Raw genomic sequence first — 17954 nt, forward strand, 5'->3', positions numbered from 1 at the left:
CTTCTCCCCCTTTTATAAATCTTCGTCTTTTTGTATAAAGATGGTTTCATTTATAGATAATAGAAGTATCATTTGCAAATCGTGACAATCGATCATAATTTTTGGGAATGGAGAAATCTATTTCCTTATTATTTTTGAAGGAAAGGGACAATTTCTCTCTATTATCCGTTTATGTACTAGAAAGCCAAAAACAAATCGAACGGGCTTTCAAGAAGGTAAAGGCTCCTTTCTAACGGCCTTGATATGGTGGGGGTGAATGAAGATGTTTAACTGGCTTCAGTCCAAAAAAAAGAAAAAAGCTCAAACAAGCAAGCCTGCTCCTACTCTATCCGGTTTATTTGATACGTTGTCAGGTTCCAGCGATTTTCTTCATTTCACTTTTGAAACAGACGGGAAGTCATGCCAGGTTACATATATTAAGACGCTTGTAAATCCAGATTTTATACATACTCATATTTTATCTCCCCTAAGTAAAAAAGACTTCAGAAACCTTGAAGATATTGGGGAGCTGCTGCCAATCGAAAACATAGTTATCACGGATTGTGTTGAAGAAATTCAGAATAAAATCATGAGTGGTCATATTTTTATTCAAATGAAAGAGAAGGACCGCAAAGGGGTTCTTATATCGGCTGTCGCTAATGAAACAAGGCAGGTAACCACTCCCGAGGTTGAGTTTAGCGTTGTTGGTCCGAAAGAGGCTTTTGTAGAGTCATTGGATACGAATATCAATTTAATTCGAAAAAGACTGCCTCTTCCTCAATTGCAAGTAAAAGAAGTTCGGGTAGGGAAAATTTCAAAGACCAGGGTAGTCGTTCTATATATTGATGGAATTGCCAATCAGGAGAATATCAACACCGTTATGCAGCGGATTCAAGACTTGGAATATGACCAGATTTCGGATAGTTCCTTTATTACTCAAATGATTGCCGATAACAGCAACTCGCCTTTTCCCCAGTTTGTTGATACGGAAAGGCCCGATCGGGTAACAAGCGTGTTGTCAGAGGGGAAAATCGCCATTATCGTTGACGGTTCTCCACACGCCTTTACCGTGCCGATCACATTAGTAGAATTCTTTTCGGCTTTTGAAGATTATTTTTTACCGTGGCACATTGCCTCAAGCTTTCGTTTAATTCGACTTGGGGCCGTTATGTTCTCGGTCTTATCAACGCCCCTGTATGTAGCGGTCCTAACATACCATTACGAAATGATCCCAACTAGATTGCTGGCTACGCTCGTTTCATCCAGAGCCGCAATTCCGTTTCCGCCCATTATAGAGGCCGTTATATTAGAGCTTACCATTGAATTGCTGCGGGAAGCCGGGGCGCGCCTTCCGACGAAGGTCGGCCAGACGATTGGTATCGTAGGCGGTATCGTAATCGGGACAGCGTCAGTGCAAGCAGGATTAACAAGCAATGTACTTCTTATCATTATTGCATTGGCAGCACTCGCTTCCTTTACAACACCTATTTATCAGATGAGTAATACGATCCGGCTTATCCGCTTTCCATTTCTTTTATTTGCCCAACTCTGGGGAATTATAGGTGTTTCGATGTGCTTTAGCTTTTTTCTAGCCCATCTGCTAAAGCTTACATCAATCGGACGTCCATATTTAGCGCCTATCTATCCTCTTCGCATAAAGGATTTAAGGGACGCTTTGTTTCGATTGCCGTTCAGCTGGCAGGCAAAGCGGCCGATTCAGATGCGCCCGGAGGATTCGGCACGATTTGACAAAGGTCGCGCTCTTGCCAAAAAAGACAATAAGTAATAAAAAGTGTGGGAAAGATGGTGGCTTATGCAGCCTGTAATAACTGAAAAAGAACAAGTTTCTTCATTTTTAACTTTTTATCTTATCCATTCCATGCAAATAGGAGTGGGCATTCTCGGATTTGAACGCTATATTGCCAAGGATGCCGGGTATGATGCCTGGATCTCCATTATTCTCGCGGGAATTGGGATGCATGTCGCGCTCTGGCTGTCTTACAAAATTCTTGATAAGAGCAATGGAGATCTTATTGAAACGCATGCCCAGTTGTTCGGGAAATGGATAGGCGGATTTTTGTCCTTTTTATTTGTCCTTTATTGCCTTGTGCTTGCGATCACCGTTTTACGGACATTTACGGAAATCGTACAAGTATGGATATTTCCAGAGTTGTCCACCTGGATTTACAGCGGTGTGTTTATTTTGCTGGCCCTCTCTTTTGTAGCGGGAGGATTCCGCGTCGTGACGGGTATTTGTTTTTTTAGCGTGCTCTACGGGCTGCCGCTTCTTGCCGTCAAATATTTTCCATTAAAGTACGGCCATTTTGAACATTTACTGCCGATTTTCGATCATTCTCCTGGAGACATCATGAAAGCCGCACAAACGATGACTCTTAATTTTATTGGGATTGAGCTTTTGTTTTTATATTATCCTTTTATCAAACATGCAAAAAGCTCTCAAAAATGGGCTCACTATGGGGTTCTTTTCACGACCGCCGTTTACTTGATCACGGCACTCGTTTCTTACGTTTATTTTAGTGAAGGGCAATTACAGCGCATTACTTGGGCTACTTTAACTTTGTGGAAAATTGTTGATTTGCCTTTTATTGAACGATTTGAGTATGCTGGTCTCGGCATTTGGGAGACGGTTGTTTTGTCCAATATTTGCTTGAGTTTGTGGGCAGCTTATCAAGGAATCAACCGCTTATTTTCCTTGAATTCCAAGATGATCATGTTCGCCCTCGGGGTTATCACTTTACTAGGGTGCGGGCTGTTGGTAACGCGTGCTCAGATTGACTTATTGAATACCCTTGTATCGAAAGCGGGATTTTATGTTCTTTACGGCTACATACCGTTTCTTTTTATTACTCAACTCATTGTATTGAAAGTAAGGAGGAACCAATGATTAAAAAAAGGAGTCTCCTATTATTCATTGTCATTGTACTGGCAGGCTGCACCCCTTCCGCAAGCATTGAAAATATCCAGCTCGTCCAAACGCTTGGGGTGGATGAAGCCGGTGAGAATAAAGTGAGGGCAACGGCTGCTACAACTATTTTCACTCAAGGACAGCAAGGCGCAAGTTCTAAAACGGAGACGTTTACGTCTGTTTCACATATAATGAAAGATGTTCAAAGAATTTTACAGGGGCAATCGCCTAAACCGATTCGGCTTGGGAAAATGAAGGTCGTCCTTTTTGATGAAGAATTAGCACGCCGGGGACTGTTTCCATTTGTTGATGCATTAGGAAGGGATCCAAGAATTGGAAGACTTCTCTATCTTTTGATCGTTGAGGAAGACACGAAAAAGTTATTGGAAGGGAACTATCCGTCCAGTTCAAATGTTTCGGAATATTTGCTGGAAATGATGGAGCATAACATGAAGCAAAATGTTCCCCATTTTAACATACATGATTTTTTTTACACTTATGACGGGAAAGGGATGGACCCTTTTCTTCCTTTAATTAAAAAAAATAAAGATAAAATTGAGATAACAGGGTTGGCGTTATTTGATGATGATAAATATGTTGATTCGATCTCTTTTCGGGACAGCTTCGTTTTTAAAATGTTACTGGAAAACTTTCAGAATGGCTTGTATGAGGTAGAAGCGGGAGAAGATGGTTATTTGGAGATTGAAACGATCAAGTCTAAAGTAAAATATGAGATCAAGAATGGAAATGATCATCCTCGTATTTCCATCTATGTAAAGATGCAGGGATTTATTGAAGATGAAATAGGGGTAAATTTAAAGGGAAACCGAAATTTACAAGAAATAGAAAAGAAAACAGCAAAGGACCTTGAAAAGAAATCACTTAACATGATTCGCAAATTCCAAGAAAAGGGCATAGATCCTCTTCGATTCGGGAGCAGAGTTAAATATGTAACCAGAAACTGGAGCGAAGAAAAATGGGAGGGACAATACCCTTCAACGGACTTTCGAGTCAATGTTGATGTTAAGATTATACAAAAGGGCATTTTAGAATAAGCGGGACACTATTTTTTCTTGTTTTCGGCAACGAGCAAGACGGCTACGGGAACAAGCATTACCCATACATGAAAAAAGCGTGTCAAGCACACTTGCACTTGATACGCTCTACACCAGGTCTGTTTAGTTCCTGTCTTTATCGGACTTGCTCAGCAGGACATTGAATAAGAGTGTACTTAATCCAATGACTACTGAAAAAATGGCACATACAGCCGTAACTGTATTGCTGTCCATCCTCAGCACCGCCTTTCTGTAAAAGTTCTTCGTTTTGTCATACGAAGGACTTTTTTTGTCATGAAAAACATAAACAAAAATGAGAAATGGTGGTATATATAGTAATGGATTAAATATCGTGCCGGTCCTGGTACTTTAAAATCCGTAAATGCTGCTTTAGCTAAATGGAAAGTACATCCTTTATTTTGTCTGAATCAAGCTTGTCCAATACCTTCGTTAGATAATATATTTTTAAGAAGATGCTGTTGTTTTGCTCACTGCCCGATTTTAATAGAATAGGAGATGTTATGGATGAAACGATTTCACTGCTGTGCGACTTGCATCCATTTTAAACCAGTTAAAACAGAAAGGGGTATGACGTATTTTTGTTCCCGCTTAGGATATGAAACAGATCCAAAGTATCAATTCAATTGCTGGAGTCCGACAGAGACGGTCCGTAAGTTGATAGAAAAGGAAAAAGGGAAGGGCTAAAATATATCAACTCTATGACAAAACAAGAAAAATTGTAAAACAATGTAATGCTCTAGAAAAGCAGCTGTAAAACAGCCTTGGTATAATGAAAGAGGTAACTAGTACCTATATTACCTTAAGTGATTTAGAAGAACGCGGCAAGGAAGGGGAGCCTTATGGATTCATACATTAAAAAATCGTTAGAGGAATGGAAAGAAGAAATCTCCGAACTATTAGGTGCAATCGATGAGGAGTATGAAAAAGTGAAACAAGAGTTAAAACTCTATTCCTATAAATACGGGATTACAAAGCAAGTGATTCAATCAACGGTAAATGATGAAATCATCAATAACATTCGGGAATTATATCATAAGCCTTTTGAGGAGAAATACAACGAATTGAAGGAAGAAATAAAAGATTTGGAAGAAAAACGAAAGGTATTCCAAATGTTTGTGAACAAAATCGATGAGGTCAGCCGAAAAGAAGATGTAAAACAGCCTTACATTCCGAATGTATTGCAAACTACATAATGAAAAAGAGGCCGTTAAAAAAACAGCGGCCTCTTTTAATGGGTATCATTTTTCATGAATTGAAGCTCTTCGATCACTTCATCTAAAAACCGCAGCTGCAAATCGTACTGGCCGAGTATATTGGTGAAAGTGAGTTCTGTCAGTTTTCCCGCTTTCATATGGCGGGCTTTGGTGTGCATCCCGGTCTCAAGTGCTTGTCGTTCCTGTTGGAGAATTCGTTTTTGTTCTTCCACAGCGTTCATCAGTTCATTCACGTTTACACGGTTATTCGGCATGCTCAGCATAGACAGACCGGTATAAAAAACGGTAGGCAGGACAACCGAAGATTGTTTAAACGAATCAATCAATAGTTGATCATATTCGTCTACGCCTTTTTCGGTCACTTTGTAAATGGCTTTTGAGCGGTGGCCTGTCGTTTCGACCGATTCGATTTCCACCAATCCTTCTTTTTCCATCTTTTTTAACGCGTGGTAAATGGAACCAGGGAGAATGCCTGCCCATTTATCGGTCTGGCTAGTTTGCAAAAGTTGCTGGATTTCATAGCCGGACATCGGCTTCATTCGTAAAAGACCTAATACCATTAATCTTGTCATAAAGCCTCCCCAATCTACATTAGTCAACGTTGAGTATATTGAGATAAAAATAACATAATTTAACTATTAATGTAAAGATTTATGTCTTAAATTTTCGAATTGAAAGGAGCAGTGAGGATCGCCTTTTGACAAAAGCTGAGGACGCTCAAAGCGAACGCCGTACTTTGGGTTTTTCAATAAATCCCCCCATATATTATCAAGGCTGCAAAAGAGAGGCATCATTTCCAATGCATCATGTGAGCGGAAAAAATCAAAGAAGAAGCATTTCTTTATATGAAAGTGATAGTTCCGATCAGTATCCGTCAAAATATCATATTGGAAATGTTGATCCCCATAATGATTCACTTGTTTCCATTTGGAGATGTTCACGATTCGTTTAAAGGGAGTCGGATCGAGCCTTAAAAACAGTTTCATGAAGAAACGCTGCTTTTCCTGGCTGTGTTCAACTAAACTGTATCGAATGATGGATTCCCAGTCTTTGATGGAACGATCCTTTAAGGTTTGGAATGTAGAAAGTACCATTGATGTGAAGATAATATTCAGTTCCGTCGGTTTATCCACTATCCATGATTGATTTTCTTGAAGAATGATTTTATAGCGTTGTTGTATCTCTTGAACAATGTCACCGTCTACCTTTTTACTTAATCCTTTAAAATACTGTTTCTCGATGAATTTTTTCATCATAAAAAAGCCACCTTTTCATTAAGATTGTTTATTCAATGTTGAGTATATAACGTTGAATTAAAAATAACACAATTTACCTTTTATTGTAAATAGGTTAAGGAAAATATAACGAAGGAGAATGACCATGATAGGAGCAGCTGTTCAATATGAAAAATAATGAACAATGTTCATCCAGCTATTGATTTAGTAGACGATAAAATTTATGATTAGAGACAATTAAAGAAAATCATAATGGATGATGAAGAGGTTTGGAATAACTAGAAGCCTGACATTTGTAAGGATGGTAACATGCGAGAACGATTAATTCAGTTAGTGGAACAAGAACTTTTACCGAATGTGAAATTGCAAGCCCCCGTTTTGAATAACCCCATTGTCGTGCAGGAAGTCCCGGATGGATGGGAATGCATCGGAAGAGGGAATTATGCGGCAGTATTTGTGCATCGCCAGTTTAAAGGTTGGGTCGTGAAAGTGTATGCCCATCATTACGAAAGTGTGGAAAAAGAAGTGAGCGTGTACCATCGGTTAGGGGTTCACCCTGCCTATTCAAAGCTTATCGCAAGCGGGCCAACATACTTGATTTTACAACGCCTAAACGGCGTAACATTATATGAAGCGGTTCACAAGGGAATTCCAATTCCCGAAAGTGTCATTAAAGACATCAACAAAGCGCTCGAGTATGCGAAAAAGAGAGGATTGAACCCGATAGATGTTCATGGGAAAAATATCATAATGAATGAAGGCAGAGGATATGTGGTCGATGTATCGGACTTTTACAAAAAAGGGCGAGACCGGAAATGGAAAGACTTAGTGAAAGCTTATTATCGCGTTTATTTGCCGTTCATTTACAAATATCGGCTTCGCGTGCCGTATTGGTTGTTGGATGTGGCACGCCATTCATACCGATTTTATCGCAGATTTAAAAAATAAAAGAAGAGGGATGTTTAAGAGGAAGCAGTAATCGTGGACATTTATATCCCAATAAAATAAAAACTTGGCAAATGCCAAGTTTTTTATGTTTCCACTGGAATACCTGTATTTTTCTTTAAAAGAGGGGAGGACATCCCCTTCTTTTATATCATCCATTATAAATGATATCTTCTGCTAAGCTCGTAAACACTTCACCGATTAATGAGTCCTCATCATATACAGAAGATCCGGTGTTTTCTTCCGGCTGAGCAAATGGAACTCGGGCAATTACATTTGTTTTTAACTGCTCTGCAAGCGCATCTCCACCGCCTTGGCCGAATAAATATTTTTTCGTTCCGTCTTTTTCTTCATAATAGGCCATGTTTTCCACGACACCAATGATCTCATGTTTTGTATGAACCGCCATCGCACCTGCTCTTGAAGCGACAAAAGAGGCTACATTATGCGGAGTGGTGACGATAATTTCTTTTGCTTGAGGAATCATGGCTGCCACATCAATCGCGACATCACCTGTCCCAGGAGGTAAATCAAGGAGAAGGTAATCCAATTCTCCCCAGTGGGTGTTGACCAAGAAATTCCGAATCCATTTGTTAAGCATTGGGCCGCGCCACATGACAGGGTTATTGTCAGGAGCGAAAAAGCCCATCGACATGACTTTCACACCATAACTTTCAATCGGAATCGCAGTTTGATCGATCATCGTCGGTTTTTGATCAATTTTCATCATGGCCGGGATACTGAATCCATAGATGTCCGCGTCAATAATGCCGACACGCTTTCCTGCACGGGCCAATGCTGCCGCGAGATTGATGGTGACTGTTGATTTACCTACGCCGCCTTTACCGCTTGTGATCGCAATGAATGTTACGCCGGAATCAGGACGCAGCATTTTCGGCACCCCCGTGTCAGTCGTTACTTCTTTTTTAAGAGACTGTGTTAAAGCGGCAAGTTCTTCTTTTGACATCACTCCAAACTTTAGCATAACAGAGGCAGCGCCAAGTTTTCGAAGGGCATCTTCGATATCTTGTTGGATTTTGGCTTTCAGAGGACATCCTTGAATCGTCAATACGACCTCTAGTTGAACATGAACGCCATCTATTATTTGAATATTTTTTACCATATTTAAATCTACAAGGCTTTTATGAAGCTCTGGATCCTGGATGGGTTTAAGAGCTTCTAATACTTGTTCCTTTGTTAACATGATAACACTCGCTTTCTAGCTCTATTAAAATTTTAAAAAGGAAGGGGACTTGTCAGCTGTCCCCTATACTTTAAGGATTTATCTATAAATGAAATGGGCCCTTTCACGAAAGGGCAGGTCAATCTATTGATAGGAGAAGTTATTTCCTAAATGGAAATAGTCTAAACAGCATTCCTTCAAAAATTTTAAGAAAAGAAATCACCGTTCCTCCTTATTCATGTTTCGTCAACAAGCTAAAGTGAACGGTGATTTATGAAGAGAAGTCAAAAGGATAGCTTGTCCTTTTAAGCACTCTTTGTTTAGTCTTTTAATCCTTTGCCCATGCCTTTAAGGAAATGCATACCGAAACCGATTGCACGGTTTATATCCGGATCTTTCATGGCTTTCATCAAATCAAAAAGTCCGACTTGTTTCTTGCTTTGTACATGTTGGTTTGCTTCGTTCATTCCTGTAACAACGCTATTGACCAGTTTTGTCGTCATTTCAGGGTCAATATTCGTTAACGCGCCTGCCGCGCCCATTGCATTGTTGATTAGATTGGTGATTGGTTTACGTGAAACCTGACCAAGGGCGATTTTGGCGATTTTGTCTTTTGCCTGAAGCATCGAATTTGCGGCTTCGAGTATGCCGCTGTTATGGAGCTCCCGGACAATTTCAAGCGTTTGGTTGAGTGCCTGATCGTTGTCGGCTAGAAGAGCTTTTAGCTCTTCCAGCTTTTGTTGTTTCATTTCTTCTTCTGTCAGTGCATTTTTTTGAATCATTGTAATCGGTTTTGCCATGTTCACACCTCCTCTATTAATCGACTAATGATACATAATCCGGGCGCTGCCACTTACGCTGTACTTCTACACCGTTTTGCGGATGGCGCTTTTTATTTCTTGGGCTTGTTTTTGGCAATGGAATCTGGCCGTCTTCACGAATTACTTCCATCCGTACCTTTGTCTGTTTATAAGCAGGTGTGTGCGTCACAACATCGAATCCATTTCCTGTAAGCAGGTTGACCGCTGTCTCATGGCTCGTGGAGTGCATTGGTACATAAATGTCTTTTCCATGAACGCGGTCAGTTATTAACGCATTGAGCTTAATGGAACCATATGGAGATGATAGACGGACAAGAGAACCGTCTTTCACACCGCGCTCACGCGCTAATTCCGGTGAAATTTCCACAAATACTTGAGGGAGCTTTTTGTTGATTCCATCTGATTTTGTGGTCAAATTTCCTTCATGGAACTGTTCAAGTAAACGTCCGTTGTTGAGCGTTAAGTCAAACTCAGCCGGATATTCCACAGGCGGAACATATTCAAACAGCGCCAGGCGTGCTTTTTTATCCGGGAAGTTAAAGCCGTCCAGGAACAACACAGGTGTGTTTGATCCATCTGGTGAACCCCAGTTAAAGCTGTTCCATCCTTCCAATACGTCGTAATTACATTGGCTGAAGAATGGTGTCAAGCTGGCCATTTCCGCAAAGATTTCGCTCGGATGCGTGTAGTTCCATTCATAGCCGAAACGTTTAGCAACCTCCATGAAAATCTGCCAGTCCGGCTTGCTGTTGCCAAGCGGATCCAGAGCTTTATATAAACGCTGAACACGGCGTTCTGTGTTTGTGAATGTTCCATCTTTCTCCAATGAAGGTGCACCAGGCAAAATAACATCTGCAAATTGGGCAGTTGTTGAAAAGAAAATTTCCTGTACAACTAAGAAATCAAGTTTTGAAAGCATTTCCTGTGTATGGTTGGAATCGGCATCAACCCATGCCATTTCTTCACCGGCAATATACATACCTTTTAGATCACCGCGGTCAATCGCTGCAAGCATCTCAATGTTATCAAGACCTGGTTTCGGTGAAATGCTGACACCATATGCTTTTTCGAATTTCGCACGGGCTTCATCATCGGCAACTTGCTGATAACCAGGGAAAATATTTGGCATTGTTCCCATGTCAGAAGCACCTTGTACATTGTTATGTCCGCGCAATGGGAAAGCACCTGCACCAGGGCGGGCCATATTCCCGGTAATAAGAAGCAAGTTAGCGATAGCAGCAGATGTATAGGAACCGGCAATGTTTTGTGTAACACCCATTCCCCAGCAGATAGCTGTGCCGTCTGCATCACGGATCATTTCGGCTACTTGAATCAATGTTTCCTTTTTAATTCCTGTTTCTTTTTCTGCAAATTCTAATGTATAACGTTCAAGGATTTTAACGTACTCATCGAAGAAATTCACTTTTTCATCAATGAACTTCTGGTCATGCCATCCCTGGTCAATCATGTATTTAGCTACCGCTGCAAGCCATACATAATCTGTTCCTTGCTTAGGACGGATGAATAGATCCGCACGATCGGCCATTTCATGTCTGCGCAAGTCAACAGAGATTAATTTTTGGCCGTGCAATTTATGTGCACGTTTAATGCGTGTCGCTAAAACCGGATGTCCTTCCGCAGGCGCACAGCCGACTAAAATGACAAGGCCGGCAGCCGCAATATCTTTAATCGTTCCAGAGTCGCCGCCGATTCCTCCTGTTTGCTGTAATCCCCATGAAGCCGGTGATTGACAATAACGAGAGCAGTTATCCACGTTATTTGTTCCAAATACTTGGCGGGCCATTTTCTGCATTAAGTAGTTTTCTTCATTTGTCATTTTGGAAGAAGAAATAAAACCGAGCGCATTGCTTCCATGCTCTTCTTTGATGGCACCTAATTTGCTGGCAACAAGGTCTAATGCTTCGTCCCAAGTTGCTTCAACAAACGCATCGCCTTTACGGATCAATGGTGTTGTAATACGTTCGCTGCTGTTGACGAAATCCCAGCCGAATTTTCCTTTTACACAAGTAGAAATGGCGTTAACCGGTCCATCGGAAGGTTGAACTTTAAGAATCTTGCGTCCTTTTGTCCAAACTTCAAATGAACATCCTACGCCGCAGAACGTACAGACCGTTTTTGTTTTTCTTGTGCGTGTGTCACGCATCGCTGCTTCCACTTCAGAAATGGCAAAAATGCCGCTGTAGCTTGGCTCTACTTCTTTTACAAGATCAATCATTGGGTTTAGCATGTCTTTTTCCAGTCCTGACATGAAACCGGCTTCGCCAAGCATTGATTTTTCCATCAAGGCATTACATGGACAAACAGTCACACATTGGCCACAGCTCACACAGGAAGAATCGTTGATGGAAACGCCATCATCCCAGATAACACGAGGACGTTCTGCTTCCCAGTCGATCGATAATGTTTCATTTACTTGAAGGTTTTGGCACACTTCCACACATTGACCGCATGCGATACATTGGTTCGGATCATAGCGGTAGAACGGATGGGACATGTCGACTTCCGTCGGGTCCACTTTCGGTCTGTACGGATATTTTTGATGCTCAATCTCCATGAGCTCGGCCGTATTATGTAACGTACAATTTCCATTGTTATTGTCACAAACCGTACAGTACAATAAGTGGTTTTCTAATAAACGATCCATCGCTTCATGCTGCGCTTCTTTTGCACGAGTTGATGATAGCTCGACATTCATGCCGCTGCAGGCTTTTGTGGAACAGGAACGAACCAATTTTCCGTCCACTTCGACGATACAGGTGTCACATGTTTGAATCGGATCGACTTCAGGCACGTAACAAATTTGCGGATGCGCGATACCGTGTTGGTTGATGACCTCTAAAATCGTCGACCCTTCTTTAGCCTCATATTCTTTGCCATCGATGATGACATTCATCATTTTGTCACTCAATCTAGAAACCTCCTTTATAAACCATAAAAAACCACCATAAGTACACAAACCTTAATACTTAATATAGGAAGGCTTGTTGTTCTTATGGTGGAATAGTTCATTAGCAGACCTTACTAATCTACCAATCCATCAATTCAATTTGTAGACCGATAGAACCATAACAGGACCTCTATCACGATTCCATCTTAGCCATGTAACATTATAGCGCTAACTTTGTAAAGATACAACAAAAACTAAAAAGATTAACGTAGAACCATTGAAATGGCAAGAACCAAAGATGAAAATTCAAGAAGTTTTAAAAAAGAAAAGCGGAAGCAAGCCACATTTCGACTAAGAACAGCCACGTCCTGTGGCTAACGTCGAAATTCTCGCCATCCATGGCTCTTACCGATAGGGTGTTGGAGCTTCAGAGAAGGAGTCGCTCTTTGACTCCGCAGGAAGAAGCGAACCAGCCGTACGGTTTGGCTTGCGAAGCTGGACAAAAAAGAAAAGCGGAGCAAGCCCGTTTAAACCGATAGGATGTTGGAGCTTCAGAGAAGGAGTCGCTCTTTGACTCCGCAGGAAGAAGCGAACCAGCCGTACGGTTTGGCTTGCGAAGCTAGACAAAAAAAATCCATCATATTACTTTTTTTTTTGTAATTGTTGATTTATGATTATGAAATTGAGAAAGAAAAAGAATATAAAACAAAAATATTCATTTGGAGGATAGGGGATTGTAAACGTGTCAAAAAAAGTACATGAATTTAACGATATTATTCGAAAACTTCGGAAAGACCTATTTGGCAAAGGGCCTGAACGCATTCACACCGTGTTTGTAGAAAATATGGCCGTTTCTACTTTATATGGGAATTTAACCCCGACGGAAAAATTTATCGCGGGAACTCCGGATGGGAGAGATGCCGTACACAACGCGAGAACGAAAATGATCCAAGAAGTGTATGCCCAAAAAACGCCGGAAGGGATGGAAGAGTTGATGGGTGCCAAGCTTGTTCATTTGTTTTCCGACATGAAGGTGGAAGAAGACGTCGCTGTTTCCGTGTTTATTTTTGAGAAAAACATAATATGAGGAGAGGATTCACCATGAAGCCGGCAGAAATGAAACGAAAGATTCTTCGTTTTGAAAACGGTCACATGAATCCGGTTGAGGATACGATTGTGACGGAACATCCGGTGACCATCAAGATTAACGAACAAGAATTTGCTACGATGGTTTGTACACCGGAATATATTGAGGATATGGTAGTAGGATTTTTGGCATCTGAGGGTGTTATTCGAAAATATGAGGATATTGAAGAAATATGGGTGCAGGAAAAGGAAGGATTTGCCCATGTGAAAACGAAAGGCATCAATCCATATTATCAAAACTTCCAAAGCAAGCGTTATATCACGTCCTGCTGCGGCATGAGCCGACAAGGCTTTGTGTTTGTAAACGATGCGATGACAGCGAAAACAATGGAAGACGTTCATGTCACCCTGTCTGTACAAGATTGCTTCCGGTTGATGAAGGAGATGCAAAGTTCGGCGACAACCTTTCAAGCAACAGGAGGCGTGCACAATGCCGCATTATGTGATGCGAATGGTATTGTGTTAAGCAGAATGGACATTGGGCGCCATAATGCACTTGATAAAATTTACGGCCATTGTTTAAAACATGATATTTCGATCCGTGATAAAGTCATTGTGTTTAGCGGCCGCATTTCATCAGAGATTTTATTGAAAGTCGCTAAAATTGGTTGTGAAGTTGTATTGTCAAAATCCGCTCCAACCGAATTAGCGCTGCAATTGGCGGAACAACTAGGCATTACGACCGTAGGATTTATCCGGAATGATTCGTTGAATGTGTATACGCGGCCGGAACGGATTCGCGTTCATTCTTAACGAAGTTCAAAAAGAATTCAAAAAAAGTTCGAAAAAGATTCAAAAAAGATTCAAAAAAAATTCGAAAAAAATTCAAAAAAAGTTCAAAAAAATGTTGATGTTTAAAATTCCTCTTGCTATAATGAGATCGCTCGAATGTGTGAAATGGAAAATATGCAAGTTCTGTGTATTCTCTATTCGATACATATAGGTGATGATTGATTTTTCTATACTAAAAACGTGTAGGGATATTAAGCAACATCCAAGTAAATCTTGTCGATCGGCAAGGTTTGTTGGATGTTGCTTTTTTTGTTACAGCCATGTTAAGGGCTACTACTGGTGATGGTTGCCTCATTCGTGCGAAATGGCCATTCCGCATAAATGAGGCAAAATAGAGAAAAATCGACATCGTTTTTTTTAAAAGCCTTTATTTTAATAATTTGGAGGAATTTTATATGGCATTTTTTAAACCAAATCAAATTGCCGAGGCGGTGGTTGAGGCAGGGGTGCAAAAAACAAAACTGCCGCTTCCTGCACTGCTTATCCTTGGGTTTATGGCAGGGGCCTTCATTTCATTGGGTTTTTTACTCGACATTCGTGTGATTGGTAATTTACCGCCGGAATGGGGAAGCCTGGCCAGCCTGTTAGGAGGAGCTGTATTCCCGGTTGGGCTTATGCTGGTTGTACTTGCGGGGGGAGAGTTGATTACAGGGAATATGATGTCTGTGTCAATGGCTCTTTATTCCCGCCGGATTGCCGCTGCGGATTTAGCGAGGAACTGGTTTTGGGTGACTGTCAGCAATTTTGTTGGAGCTTTATTTGTGGCTTACTTTTTTGGACATATTGTCGGGCTGACAGAAATGGGGCCATTTCTTGATAAAACAGCGGCGATTGCACAGGCAAAAGTGGAAGAACCTTTTGGAAAAGCCCTAGTCTCAGCAATCGGCTGTAACTGGCTTGTTTGTCTTGCCATTTGGTTGGCATTTGGCGCACAAGATTTAGCCGGCAAAATTTTAGGTATCTGGTTCCCAATCATGGCGTTCGTTGCCATCGGTTTCCAGCACGTTGTCGCAAATATGTTCGTCATTCCAGCAGCCATCTTCGCTGGAAAAGTGACATGGGCCGAATACTTCCAAAATTTCGTTCCTGTCTTTATCGGCAATGCAATTGGAGGAGCGCTGTTTGTCGGGTTTGCGTACTTTATGGCATACCAAAAACGTACTGTGCAACAATCAGCTATGAAAAAAGCTTCGTAATGATTTAAAAAATGTCTGCAGTCCTTGAAAAAAGTTCATATTTTCAAAGGGCTGCAGACATTTTTTACGGGGGAAAGGAGATTAAGCTACTTTCTATGAATCCAAAGTTATAGGTTTCTTCATTTCGCCCTATAAAGAACTAGAATATAATGGGTTATTTTACCTGTTTTTTGTTTGTGAATGTAAGTTTTACAATCTATTAGAATTGTCTTTACATTTCTCTTTTACAGTAAATGTTGTAATAAATGAGAGGAGAAATGTTCTATGAAAAATTGGGTAAAAAAATCAGCATTCGTTCTGTTAAGCGCCGGGGTTGTCATGCAAACAACGGCACCGGTTTCCATGGCGGCAGGTACGACATCTGCACAACCTGAACTGTCTTCACCTGAAACGAAAATTATTACAGCCGCTCATCGCGGTGCCTCGGGTTATGCGCCTGAGCACACACTTCTTTCATATGAAATGGGAGAGAAAATGAAAGGTGACTACATTGAAGTTGACCTGCAAATGACAAAAGACGGCGAATTGATTGCCATGCATGATGAAACGGTAGACCGTACGACAAACGGAACAGGCCTGGTTAAGGATATGACGTTAGAAGAGATCAAAAAGCTTGATGCAGGCTCATGGTTTAATGAAAGATATCCGCAATATGCAAAGCCTGAATATGCAGGACTTCAGGTACCGACGCTGGAAGAAATATTCAAGAAATTCGGACGGGGAGCGCAATACTACATAGAAACGAAATCTCCGGGAGTATATCCGGGCATGGAAGAGAAGTTACTGGAACTGCTTGAAAAGTACAAGCTAACAGGGGAAAATGGCTGTTCAAGCCATGTATTGATTCAATCGTTCAGTCCGGAAAGTTTGAAAAAAGTTCATGAAATGAATCCATCGCTACCTCTTGTACAACTTCTTTGGTACGATGCTCCGGCTTCTATCTCTGATGTAGAGTTGGAAGACATTAAACAATATGCCATTGGGGTAGGACCGAACTTTGCCAAAATCGATCAGGCATATGTCCAAAAAGTAAGAGATCATCACTTATTGATCCATCCTTATACTATCAATGAAAAAGAAGAGATGAGAAAAGCATTGGAGTGGGGAGTTACGGGTGTGTTCACCAATTTCCCAGATCGTTTCAACGAAGTGATCCAGGAGTATAAAAGCCAAAAATAGTCTTAATATATAAATCCAATTTAATTTTTTAACCTCTGTCACCGGTCCTTCTTCTATTTGCGCCTTTCTGTTTTTTTTATCTTAGATGAGCTTACAAAGGTCTTCGTATAAGCGGCTGGCAAGAGCCCTTAATGTCGATTGGCAGCCGCTTATGCGTAAAGAATTTGACATGGGCGTTTTGTCCATGTCAAATTCTTTATGTGGATTTATATAGAAAAGGACAAGGAACCAGGGGCTCCTTGTCCTTTGTCACCCCATCCAATCCGTTCTGGTTAAGTGTCCCGCAACGATCGCGAAATTGAGGGGATAGGGTAACAATTTTAGTATATCCTATTTTTAACTTTTTATCATCATTCATGATTGAGTCATGCGAGCATGCGCTTTTTCTCGAAGTTTCCCCGGACGAGCTTTAAGTCTTGTCCCTCTATAATGAGGTTTATTAATACACCATTAAAGATGTCATGATTTGTTTTTTTGTAGTTGGATTGCAAATATTGAACGCGATACCATTTCTCTTCATGCTGAAAATACATATAACGTCCCCATGTATAATCAATCCAAAATTTCACTGCTTTTCCGTTCAACCTTTTTGGCACATAGCCCCATGTCCGCCCTTGATGAGACCCTCCCATTTTTGGTTCCGATGTATTGATGGCTTTATAGTATAATCTATTTTTCAAATCGTATAACATCATCCCGAATCTCCCTCCTTCACGAACCTTTATTAGTAGCATTATAGTCAAACTTCGAAAATATTAGACTAGCTTATCTCGATTTTTTTTCATGAAGACCAAAAAAATCAGGAGAAGGGGGATAGCGTGAACTGATCACAACACGACTTCTACATAGTCGTTTGATGTTACTTAAATAATATGAAAGGATTGCTATAAAAAAGGATGGCTTCGTAGTGGACTGTTACAGTCTTGAAGTCATCCTTTCATATTATTCCGAAGGCAGATTTTCCTTACAATACGCGGCGATTATTTCTTCTTCTTCCTCGTCAAGCCAAATGTCGATGTATTTTTCTTCTCCTTTTTCGTTCCTTTCGAACACATGGTACTGATTAATATGGGAGCCTTGTTCATCGACTACATAAATGACTTTGATGCCTAATTCATTTTCTGTATGAAGCTCATCATCTTCAGGAACAGCTATGTTTAAAAAGAATTCATACCGGTTTCCTGATAAGATTCCAAACGGATCATCCAATAATTCGACTGTATGACCTAAAATGGTTAACATGATCTCATCCTTTCATTGTTACGCACGCCAACGACTGCGGCAACATCTATTATAGCCGTATTTCAAGTAATATAAAAACAGGATCTAACAATCTTTCTGTTAAACAGGCATC

General features: G+C 40.8%; 17 protein-coding genes. 10 read left to right on the plus strand and 7 right to left on the minus strand.

Translation table 11 applies throughout. The features are described 5' to 3' along the window. Positions 1 to 262: 262 nt before the first annotated feature. The 5 genes from ACFOU2_RS15830 (at position 263) to ACFOU2_RS15850 (ending at position 5174) form a co-directional block, all read left to right on the plus strand. A complete protein-coding gene (locus ACFOU2_RS15830) occupies positions 263 to 1765 on the plus strand; it encodes a spore germination protein (protein ID WP_377916757.1) in 1503 nt (500 codons plus the stop codon). A gap of 27 nt (positions 1766 to 1792) precedes the next feature. Further along, the gene (locus ACFOU2_RS15835) at positions 1793 to 2884 is read left to right on the plus strand and encodes a GerAB/ArcD/ProY family transporter (RefSeq protein ID WP_377916759.1); all 1092 of its coding nucleotides are present in this window, start codon (positions 1793 to 1795) and stop codon (positions 2882 to 2884) included. Further along, positions 2881 to 3960 carry a Ger(x)C family spore germination protein gene (locus ACFOU2_RS15840; protein ID WP_377916761.1) on the plus strand — a complete coding sequence of 360 codons (1080 nt, stop codon included), beginning with the start codon at positions 2881 to 2883 and terminating at the stop codon, positions 3958 to 3960. Before ACFOU2_RS15835 ends, ACFOU2_RS15840 begins: the two co-directional genes overlap by 4 nt. Before the next feature lie 525 nt (positions 3961 to 4485). Next, entirely contained in the window at positions 4486 to 4665 is a 180-nt protein-coding gene (locus ACFOU2_RS15845; RefSeq protein ID WP_377916763.1) for a hypothetical protein, read from the plus strand. A gap of 155 nt (positions 4666 to 4820) precedes the next feature. After that, positions 4821 to 5174 (plus strand): hypothetical protein, encoded by a 354-nt coding sequence (locus ACFOU2_RS15850; protein ID WP_377916764.1) that lies wholly within the window; start codon positions 4821 to 4823, stop codon positions 5172 to 5174. A 35-nt stretch (positions 5175 to 5209) separates the two neighbouring features. Here ACFOU2_RS15850 and ACFOU2_RS15855 read toward each other — a convergent pair whose 3' ends face one another. Both ACFOU2_RS15855 and ACFOU2_RS15860 read right to left on the minus strand, forming a co-directional pair. Beyond that, the gene (locus tag ACFOU2_RS15855) at positions 5210 to 5767 is read right to left on the minus strand and encodes a PadR family transcriptional regulator (protein WP_377916766.1); all 558 of its coding nucleotides are present in this window, start codon (positions 5765 to 5767) and stop codon (positions 5210 to 5212) included. 66 nt (positions 5768 to 5833) lie between these two features. Then, entirely contained in the window at positions 5834 to 6451 is a 618-nt protein-coding gene (locus tag ACFOU2_RS15860) for an L-2-amino-thiazoline-4-carboxylic acid hydrolase (RefSeq protein WP_377916768.1), read from the minus strand. Between the two features lie 288 nt (positions 6452 to 6739). Between ACFOU2_RS15860 and ACFOU2_RS15865 the strand changes: the two genes are divergently transcribed. After that, positions 6740 to 7378: a serine/threonine protein kinase gene (locus tag ACFOU2_RS15865; RefSeq protein ID WP_377916770.1), complete on the plus strand. Its 639-nt coding sequence runs from the start codon at positions 6740 to 6742 to the stop codon at positions 7376 to 7378. Between the two features lie 148 nt (positions 7379 to 7526). On the opposite strand, the gene ACFOU2_RS15870 is transcribed toward ACFOU2_RS15865, so the two are convergent. From ACFOU2_RS15870 to fdhF, 3 genes are all read right to left on the minus strand, one after another. Then, positions 7527 to 8579 carry a P-loop NTPase gene (locus tag ACFOU2_RS15870; protein ID WP_377916772.1) on the minus strand — a complete coding sequence of 351 codons (1053 nt, stop codon included), beginning with the start codon at positions 8577 to 8579 and terminating at the stop codon, positions 7527 to 7529. Positions 8580 to 8878: 299 nt separating this feature from the next. Continuing rightward, positions 8879 to 9358: a DUF1641 domain-containing protein gene (locus ACFOU2_RS15875; protein ID WP_377916774.1), complete on the minus strand. Its 480-nt coding sequence runs from the start codon at positions 9356 to 9358 to the stop codon at positions 8879 to 8881. Between the two features lie 16 nt (positions 9359 to 9374). Further along, complete coding sequence (gene fdhF / locus ACFOU2_RS15880) at positions 9375 to 12296, minus strand: formate dehydrogenase subunit alpha (protein WP_377917013.1); 2922 nt, start codon at positions 12294 to 12296, stop codon at positions 9375 to 9377. Positions 12297 to 13029: 733 nt separating this feature from the next. Here fdhF and ACFOU2_RS15885 point away from each other — a divergent pair. From ACFOU2_RS15885 to ACFOU2_RS15900, 4 genes are all read left to right on the plus strand, one after another. After that, positions 13030 to 13374, plus strand: coding sequence for a DUF2294 domain-containing protein (locus ACFOU2_RS15885; protein ID WP_377916776.1), 345 nt, complete (start codon positions 13030 to 13032; stop codon positions 13372 to 13374). 29 nt (positions 13375 to 13403) lie between these two features. Then, entirely contained in the window at positions 13404 to 14186 is a 783-nt protein-coding gene (gene fdhD, locus ACFOU2_RS15890; protein ID WP_377917016.1) for a formate dehydrogenase accessory sulfurtransferase FdhD, read from the plus strand. Between the two features lie 434 nt (positions 14187 to 14620). Continuing rightward, positions 14621 to 15421, plus strand: coding sequence for a formate/nitrite transporter family protein (locus ACFOU2_RS15895; protein ID WP_377916778.1), 801 nt, complete (start codon positions 14621 to 14623; stop codon positions 15419 to 15421). Positions 15422 to 15685: 264 nt separating this feature from the next. Further along, positions 15686 to 16600 carry a glycerophosphodiester phosphodiesterase gene (locus ACFOU2_RS15900; RefSeq protein WP_377916780.1) on the plus strand — a complete coding sequence of 305 codons (915 nt, stop codon included), beginning with the start codon at positions 15686 to 15688 and terminating at the stop codon, positions 16598 to 16600. Positions 16601 to 16965: 365 nt separating this feature from the next. Here the strand turns inward: ACFOU2_RS15900 and ACFOU2_RS15905 are convergent, their stop codons facing one another. Together ACFOU2_RS15905 and ACFOU2_RS15910 are read right to left on the minus strand one after the other, a co-directional pair. Then, positions 16966 to 17295 (minus strand): hypothetical protein, encoded by a 330-nt coding sequence (locus tag ACFOU2_RS15905; RefSeq protein ID WP_377916782.1) that lies wholly within the window; start codon positions 17293 to 17295, stop codon positions 16966 to 16968. Between the two features lie 247 nt (positions 17296 to 17542). After that, entirely contained in the window at positions 17543 to 17842 is a 300-nt protein-coding gene (locus ACFOU2_RS15910) for a DUF6509 family protein (protein WP_377916784.1), read from the minus strand. Positions 17843 to 17954 lie beyond the last annotated feature (112 nt).

Origin of the sequence: Bacillus songklensis (assembly GCF_042649685.1) — a bacterium.
GTDB classification, from domain to species: Bacteria; Bacillota; Bacilli; order Bacillales; family Bacillaceae_H; genus Bacillus_BA; species Bacillus_BA songklensis.